General features: G+C 41.8%; 7 protein-coding genes and 1 other RNA gene. All 8 read left to right on the top strand.

Annotated elements, in window-relative coordinates; genetic code table 11:
* On the top strand, positions 1-145 hold a 145-nt coding region (locus AC3WR0_RS04620), incomplete at its 5' end, for an IS3 family transposase (protein WP_492551198.1).
* A gap of 223 nt (positions 146-368) precedes the next feature.
* Positions 369-1,745 (top strand): N-acetylglucosamine-specific PTS transporter subunit IIBC, encoded by a 1,377-nt coding sequence (nagE, locus tag AC3WR0_RS04615; protein ID WP_492551187.1) that lies wholly within the window; start codon positions 369-371, stop codon positions 1,743-1,745.
* 63 nt (positions 1,746-1,808) lie between these two features.
* Positions 1,809-2,726 carry a DUF7916 family protein gene (locus AC3WR0_RS04610; RefSeq protein WP_492551186.1) on the top strand — a complete coding sequence of 306 codons (918 nt, stop codon included), beginning with the start codon at positions 1,809-1,811 and terminating at the stop codon, positions 2,724-2,726.
* Between the two features lie 101 nt (positions 2,727-2,827).
* Complete coding sequence (gene secG / locus AC3WR0_RS04605) at positions 2,828-3,061, top strand: preprotein translocase subunit SecG (protein ID WP_492551185.1); 234 nt, start codon at positions 2,828-2,830, stop codon at positions 3,059-3,061.
* A 570-nt stretch (positions 3,062-3,631) separates the two neighbouring features.
* On the top strand, positions 3,632-4,378 hold the full coding sequence (locus AC3WR0_RS04600) for an alpha/beta hydrolase (protein ID WP_492551184.1): 747 nt from the start codon (positions 3,632-3,634) through the stop codon (positions 4,376-4,378).
* Positions 4,379-4,615: 237 nt separating this feature from the next.
* Positions 4,616-6,961 (top strand): ribonuclease R, encoded by a 2,346-nt coding sequence (gene rnr, locus AC3WR0_RS04595; protein ID WP_492551183.1) that lies wholly within the window; start codon positions 4,616-4,618, stop codon positions 6,959-6,961.
* Between the two features lie 90 nt (positions 6,962-7,051).
* Positions 7,052-7,519, top strand: a complete 468-nt coding sequence (gene smpB, locus AC3WR0_RS04590) for an SsrA-binding protein SmpB (RefSeq protein ID WP_492551182.1) — start codon at positions 7,052-7,054, stop codon at positions 7,517-7,519.
* 151 nt (positions 7,520-7,670) lie between these two features.
* Positions 7,671-8,005, top strand: a transfer-messenger RNA (tmRNA) gene (gene ssrA, locus AC3WR0_RS04585).
* Positions 8,006-8,209 lie beyond the last annotated feature (204 nt).

Raw genomic sequence — 8,209 nt, 5'->3', positions numbered from 1 at the left:
GGCAGAATATAAATCTTGTACAACTTTAATGGAAGTAAAAGCAGAAGTAGATCGTGTTATCTATCATTACAACAATCATCGTTATCAATGGGGTTTAAACAAAATGACCCCGGTACAATACCGGGGCCACCTATTAGCAATATAGGCTCTTTTATATGACTGTCCGAATTAAGGGGTATATATCAGACGAATGCGCATCTTTTTTTATGCGTTAAATAATTTAAAATATTTAAAAAATTATTTCATATTTAGGTTATAAATGGTAAAATTAGAAAACAATTAGGCCTTGTCGTTATTTGCCGAAGGTTTAGTTGCAGATTTTTGTAAGCACTTACATATCTTGTACAAATCGGAAGGAGGTAATTTTTATGTTAGGATTTTTGCAACGCATAGGAAAGTCGTTAATGCTTCCTATCGCAGTGTTGCCTGCAGCTGCTCTTTTGCTGCGCCTTGGCCAGCCGGACTTATTGGATATTAAATTTATTTCGGCTGCGGGTGACGCTGTATTCTCCAATCTGGCATTGTTATTTGCCATTGGTGTAGCAATTGGTTTATCCAAAGATGGCAATGGTGCCGCCGCTCTTGCAGGTGCCATTGGATATTTTGTTTTAACCAAGGGAGCAGGTGCCATTAATGAGGACATAAATATGGGAGTTTTGGGAGGTATCATCTCCGGTATAACAGCAGGGCTCCTTTATAACAGGTATTCTGAGGCGAAACTTCCAGATTGGCTCGGCTTCTTTGGGGGCCGCCGTTTTGTCCCGATTATTACATCGTTAACGATGATTGTTCTCGCCGCTATTTTTGGTTATGTTTGGCCGCCAATTCAGGATGTTATTAATGGAGTAGGTAAGTGGATTACCGGTGCAGGCGCAGTTGGAGTAGGTGTATTTGGATTATTAAACCGTCTCCTTATTCCTCTTGGTCTTCACCATGTATTGAATACTCTTGTGTGGTTCGAGTTTGGTTCATTTACGGATGCAGCAGGCAAGGTAGTAAAAGGGGACTTATCCCGTTTCTTTGCTAAAGATCCTTCTGCCGGTGTATTTATGACAGGGTTCTTCCCTATTATGATGTTCGGTCTTCCTGCCGCAGCATTTGCAATGATTGCAGCAGCGAAGAAAGAACGCAGGAAAACAGTTACAGGTATGCTGATTGGTCTTGCCTTTACCTCTTTCCTTACTGGTATCACCGAACCAATTGAATTTTTATTTATGTTCCTTTCTCCAGTTCTATATGGAGTCCATGCAGTGCTGACTGGATTAGCTATGTCCATTACTTATCTTCTTGGAATCCATCATGGATTCGGGTTCTCAGCGGGTGCTATCGACTATGTACTAAACTATGGAATAGCACAAAAGCCGTTACTTCTTTTATTAGTAGGGATTATATATGGAGCTCTCTATTTCGTTATCTTCTACTTCCTCATCAAAAAGCTGGATTTAAAAACCCCTGGCCGGGAAGACGATGTAGAAGGAGAGTTTACGGAAAATAGGGCATCAAAGGGTAATTATCATGAATTAGCTGTTGGCTATCTTTATGCCTTAGGCGGAAAAGGCAATATCGTTGATATTGATAACTGTGTCACCCGTCTTCGGCTGAAGGTAAAAGACACAAGTGCAGTCAATGAAAATGAGTTAAAAAGGCTTGGTGCAAGAGGAGTTATTAAGCTGAACAAGACCGATCTTCAGGTTGTTGTTGGAACAGATGTTGAATTTGTTTCAAATGAATTGAAAAAACTATAACCATTAAAACGGCCTGGCGGTATTTATCGCCAGGTTTTTTCAATGAAGGAGAGATGATATGATATGAAACGTTTACTTGATTGCACAGCATCTGATTTTGAATCCATGAATGGCCAGGAGTTAAAGCAGTCTATACGAGCATCGGAAGGAAGAACGATTGTTTCCGAGGTAATCGGAAGCTTTACGCCTTATTATCCGCCTGTGACGAATGCAGAATTGGCGTCAGCGTTTGGTGCTGATATGATCCTTTTAAATCTTTTTGATGTCTTTCGTCCATCGATGGAGGGACTTCCGGAAACCAAGCCGGATGATATTGTGAGAACCCTAAAGAAGCTGACAGGCCGTCCAGTCGGTCTTAACCTTGAACCAGTTGATCTTCAGGCAAAAAGGCTGGAAACTCTTACTCAGCTTCCGGAAGGAAGACAGGCTTCTGAGGAATCACTTAAGAAGGCCAAAGAGCTTGGTTTTGACTTTGTATGTTTAACTGGGAATCCTAAAACGGGTGTTACAAATTCGGAGATTTTAGCTGCTATTCAAAAAACTAGGAGTGTTTTTGGGGAAGAAGGCCTTATTATCGCTGGAAAAATGCACGGTGCTGGTGTTTCAGGAGAAACGGGAAGACAGATGATGAGTGAAGAAACCCTTCATGCATTTATCGAAGCTGGTGCGGATATCGTTTTAATCCCCTCGCCAGGGACTGTTCCAGGTTTCACGGTAGAAAATACGGCAAAATTAGTAGACATTGTTCAGCAAAAAGGGGCACTTGCTATTTTGACTACCGGAACAAGCCAGGAAGGTGCAGATGAAAGTACGATAAGACAAATTGCCTTAAACAGTAAAATGGCAGGTGCGGACATGTTCCATATTGGAGATGCTGGAGTTGCCGGGATAGCTATACCTGAGAACATTATGGCCTACTCCATAGTGGTCAGAGGAAAGCGCCATACATATGTCCGGATGGCATCCTCTGTTTTAAGATAGGGTTTATCCTAAACCTGTCACATAACGGCTATTGTTAAAAGGGTAATTTTATGGTAAATTTAAAATACTGCGAAATGTACGCTTAACAGGAGGTGGCCTTCATGCATGCATTAATCGTTACATTATTAGTAATCGTAAGTATCGCCCTTATTATTGTTGTCTTACTTCAATCAGGAAAAAGTGCTGGTTTGTCCGGATCAATTTCCGGAGGAGCAGAGCAATTATTCGGTAAGCAAAAAGCCCGCGGAGTCGATTTGATCCTTCACAGGATTACGGTCGTATTATCCGTTTTATTCTTTGTTCTTGCCATTGCCGTAACTTACTTCAAAATCTAATAGAATAACTAAACCCGGTATTGCCGGGTTTTTATTTTGGATGAGTGAGGAAAAATTTAACATTACATATAATATAATGTAAAATGCCTTTGGGGGAACAGATGAAAATAAGTCTAGAAGCTGCCAAGGAACATTTAAAGAACCGCGAGGAAGTACTGTGTTCACTTTTTTGTACGATAGAAACAGGCTATAAGGTCTGGAATTTTAATAACTACAACTGAGAAAGTACTTTTTTTGCTGACTATATGTTTGGAAAAGGGCTGAAATGGAAGTATGAGTACAGCCAAATCTCCAGATTTAGTGAAACAAGAGGCATAGTTTTAGAAATTGTTCCCGTTCCCTTTAATAAGAAACTAGTAATGGATTATAAGGAAGAGTTTATTGTCTTTACAAATTTTTCAACCCCATCCAAAGTAAGCGGCTTTTTATCTTTAGTACAAGCAAAACTAAAATAATCAAAAAAAGCCTTCATACTTCTGTTCAAGGGAGTCCGGAGGCTTTTTTCTGGAATGTTCATAGTCCCTTTGCTTACACTATAAAAGATGATTAAGAATAAAGGGGTTTATATAGATGCGAATTTCAATGCCAAAACCATTTACTTTTGAAGCTGGAAAAAGAGCTGTCCTGCTGCTGCATGGCTTTACAGGGAACTCTGCCGATGTAAGGATGCTGGGAAGATATCTTGAAAAGAAAGGCTATACCTCCCATGCCCCTCATTATAAGGGACACGGTGTTCCGCCGGAAGAGTTGGTTCACACAGGGCCTGAAGACTGGTGGAAGGATGTAATGGAAGGCTACAGCTTTCTGAAAAATAAAGGCTATGAGGAAATTGCCGTAGCAGGCTTGTCACTTGGCGGCGTATTTTCCTTGAAATTAGGTTACACTGTACCTGTGAAGGGTATTATTCCAATGTGCGCGCCTATGTATATAAAAAGTGAAGATGTGATGTATCAGGGTGTTTTAGATTATGCCCGTGAATATAAAAAGCATGAACGAAAATCTCCGGAAGTAATCGAAGAGGAAATGAAGGCTTTTCAAAAAACGCCAATGGGAACACTTAAGGCTCTTCAGGGATTAATTAGCGATGTCCGTGAGCATGTTGATATGATTTATACACCTACATTTGTGGTACAGGCCCGGAATGATCATATGATTAATCCAGAGAGCGCCAATATTATTTATAACAATGTGGAGTCCAACTTCAAAGAAATTAAATGGTATGAAGAATCGGGTCACGTTATTACTCTTGATAAAGAGCGTGAACAGCTCCATGAGGATATTTATATGTTTTTAGAAAGGCTAAACTGGCAAGACTAATAAGTAAAATTTAATCACTATTTTACTGGAACTAGCCAGCTTCAGCGCCCAGCGCTTAGTGTCTGCCTTATTTTTTCTGCGACGAGTAGTGAAGTGTTCATGTGCTAAATGCCTATTCAGAGATGCTGATGTTCAGCTCGTCGAAAGCCGCATAATGTATTAATGAAGAAGTACACGATGTTATATAGGTAGTTGCTAGGTTAAACGGAGGCTTTAGCTTTAAAAGGAGGAATTTGCTTGGAAGAAAATATTCAACAGCATGTTGATAAGCTTTTGCAATATATGAGAGATGAAGCCTACAAGCCGCTGACTGTTCAGGAGCTTGAAGAGGCTTTTGGAATTGCGGACTCTGGAGATTTTAAGGAGTTTGTTAAAGCACTTGTTCAGATGGAGGAAAAGGGGCTTGTCGTCCGTACTCGCAGCAACCGCTACGGCCTGCCGCAAAAAATGAACCTGATTCGGGGCAGACTGTCTGGACATGCAAAGGGCTTTGCTTTTGTTATTCCGGATGAACCAGGAATGGATGATATTTTCATTCCTCCAAATGAAACGAATAATGCCATGCATGGAGATACAGTGCTTGCCAGGGTTTCAACAGAGACCTCCGGACAAAGACGTGAAGGTTCGATTGTCCGTATTCTAGAACGGGGTATTCAGCAGATTGTCGGTACGTACACAGAAAGTAAAAATTTCGGATTTGTTCTTCCCGACGACAAGAAGTTTACGAGTGATATTTTCATTCCTAAGTCAGCCGCTAAAGGAGCAGTTGAAGGCCATAAGGTAGTGGTGAAACTTACAACATATCCTGAAGGCCGAAAGAGCGCAGAGGGTGAAGTTGTTGAGATTCTCGGCCATAAGAATGATCCGGGTGTGGACATTTTATCTGTTATTCATAAGCATGGCCTGCCGCTCGCTTTTCCTGATGAAGTTTTGGAGCAGGCAAATGAAACGCCGGATGAAATCGATGAAAGCGAATTGGCAAACCGACGTGATTTGCGCGGACAAACCATCGTTACAATAGATGGTGAAGATGCCAAGGATCTGGATGATGCTGTTACTGTAACAAAGCTTGAAAATGGCAACTACAAGCTCGGTGTACATATAGCAGATGTCAGCAATTATGTCACGGAAGGTTCGCCTATTGATGTGGAAGCGGAGGAACGTGGAACCAGTGTTTATTTAGTAGACCGGGTTATCCCAATGATTCCCCACCGTCTTTCGAATGGAATATGCTCCTTAAATCCTAAGGTAAACCGTCTTACTCTATCATGCGATATGGAAATTACCTCTGAAGGCACTGTTGTCAATCATGAAATTTTTCAGAGTGTAATCAAAACGACTGAACGGATGACCTATAGTGATGTAAATAAAATTCTTGTTGATAAAGATGAAGAAACACGCAGCCGATATGAAGCTCTTGTGCCAATGTTTGAATTGATGGAAGAACTCGCTTCTATCCTTCGGGGAAAGAGAATGAACCGTGGAGCCATTGATTTTGATTTCAAAGAATCAAAGGTTTTGGTTGATGAGGAAGGAAAGCCGTCTGATGTCGTGCTTCGGGAACGGTCTGTAGCAGAACGTTTAATTGAGGAATTTATGCTTGCTGCCAATGAAACAGTGGCGGAGCATTTCCACTGGATGGAAGTTCCGTTTATCTATAGAATTCATGAAGATCCTAAAGAAGATAAATTGAGACGTTTCTTCGAATTTATAACGAACTTTGGTTATATTGTCAAAGGTACAGCCAATAATGTTCACCCAAGGGCCTTACAGGAGATTATTGAAGAGGTACAGGGCAAGCCGGAGGAAATGGTAATATCAACAGTTATGCTTCGCTCTATGCAGCAGGCAAAGTATTATCCTGAAAGTTTGGGACACTTTGGGCTATCAACAGAGTTTTATACCCACTTTACATCTCCAATCCGCCGTTATCCGGATTTAATAGTCCACCGCTTAATCAGGACCTATTTAATCGACGGAAAACTGAATGAAGCCGTTAGAGCAAAATGGAATGCAAGGCTTCCTGAAATTGCCGATCATACCTCTAAAATGGAACGCCGAGCTGTAGATGCGGAACGCGAAACAGATGAATTGAAGAAAGCGGAATACATGGAGGATAAAATTGGTGAGGAGTATGATGGCATTATAAGCTCAGTTACCAATTTCGGTATGTTCGTTGAACTGCCAAATACGATTGAAGGGCTTGTCCATGTCAGCTACATGACGGATGATTATTATCGTTTTGATGAACGCCAGTTTGCGATGATTGGTGAGCGCACCGCGAACGTCTTCCGAATTGGTGATGAAATTACAGTCAGGGTAGTAAAGGTTAACAAGGATGAACGGTCGATCGACTTTGAAATTGTCGGCATGAAAGGTAAGAGACCGGAAAGGCCTTCAGCTCCTAAAGTATTTAAAACAGGCAGTGACTCGAAAAAGCCCCGCCGTGGCAGGGATGAAGGTCCAAGCGCTGTAGGAAGAGGAGCAGGCTCTGATTCTGATAAGCCAAAAGCGAAAAAGAAAAGAAAATTTTACGATAATGTCCCTAAAAATAAAAGCACAAAGCGGAAAAATAAACGCTGAGAAAGGAAGAGAGGGCCGTTTCGGCTCTCTCCTTCGTTGTAGGGGAGAAGGGAATCTGCTAAAATAAAGGCAATGTAAGGGGGAAGAAACATGCCAAAGGGTATAGGTAAGGTTCTGGCACAAAATAAAAAGGCATACCATGACTTTTTTATCGAAGAAACATATGAAGCTGGCATTGTTCTGCAAGGAACAGAAATTAAGGCTATCCGTGCTGGACGCATTAACTTAAAGGATTCCTACTGCAGGATTCAAAATAATGAAATCTTTTTATACAGCATGCATGTGAGCCCGTATGAGCAGGGAAACCGCTATAATCATGATCCATTGCGGACAAGAAAGCTCTTGCTGCACGGCCGTGAAATTGCCAAGCTCTTGGGTGAAACAAAGCAGGCGGGATATGCACTTATTCCTTTAAAGCTGTATTTGAAAAATGGTTTTGCCAAAGTTTTAATTGGTCTTGCAAAGGGTAAAAAGCATTATGACAAGCGTGAGGATTTAAAGCAGAAAGAAGCCAAACGCGATATCGAGCGCGCTTTCCGCGATCGGCAGAAAATATAGCCAATTGCGCCTTTGTTAGTCTCTGCTTACAGATACTTACAATTGAATTTTTCTGTAACTGTGATATACTTATTTATGTCGCAGGGATGCGGCAACGACTTAATGCTCAGCTAAAGCTGAGATTCCGACGTTTTCTTATATATGGGGACGCTACGGATTCGACAGGGATAGTTCGAGCTTAGGTTGCGAGTCGAGGGGATCGGCCTCGTAAAAACGTCAAAGCCATAACTGGCAAAACTAACAACAACCTCGCTTTCGCAGCTTAATACTGCATAGCGGTTCCTCCCTCCATCGCCCATGTGGTAGGGTAAGGGACTCACTCTAAGTGGGCTACGCCGGATTCCACCGCCTGAGGATGAAGGAAGAGAACAACCAGGCTAGCTGACTGGACGCCTGTCGACAGGCATATGGATCAGTGAAGCGCCAATATGTCGACTACACTCGTAGAAGCTTAAGTGCCGATGTTTCTGGACGTGGGTTCGATTAGTAATTAGTCGCCTTATGTGGTAACACATAAGTGATAATTCGGCTTTATCGGTGAAACCTAACCCGCTTTAGCGGCAAGGCAATGCCGAGCGGTATGTGGAGCAATCCAACAGCCGTGTATCGACTTATAGGCTGCCACTTTAGTGGTAGTACTAGGATGCGAAATCAACTCCTAATGGAGAAAATCTATGTTTCGCATAATAC

Source organism: Neobacillus sp. FW104-15D2, from assembly GCF_058790155.1.
The sequence above is the reverse complement of the archived record's forward strand: the minus strand, read 5'-3'. Positions and strand labels throughout refer to the sequence as shown.

Excerpts from the sequence above, each read along its gene's own strand:
- secG (WP_492551185.1), top strand. The coding sequence starts at position 2,828 with ATGCATGCATTAATCGTTACATTATTAGTAATCGTAAGTATCGCCCTT.
- AC3WR0_RS04600 (WP_492551184.1), top strand. The coding sequence starts at position 3,632 with ATGCGAATTTCAATGCCAAAACCATTTACTTTTGAAGCTGGAAAAAGA.
- nagE (WP_492551187.1), top strand. The coding sequence starts at position 369 with ATGTTAGGATTTTTGCAACGCATAGGAAAGTCGTTAATGCTTCCTATC.
- smpB (WP_492551182.1), top strand. The coding sequence starts at position 7,052 with ATGCCAAAGGGTATAGGTAAGGTTCTGGCACAAAATAAAAAGGCATAC.
- AC3WR0_RS04610 (WP_492551186.1), top strand. The coding sequence starts at position 1,809 with ATGAAACGTTTACTTGATTGCACAGCATCTGATTTTGAATCCATGAAT.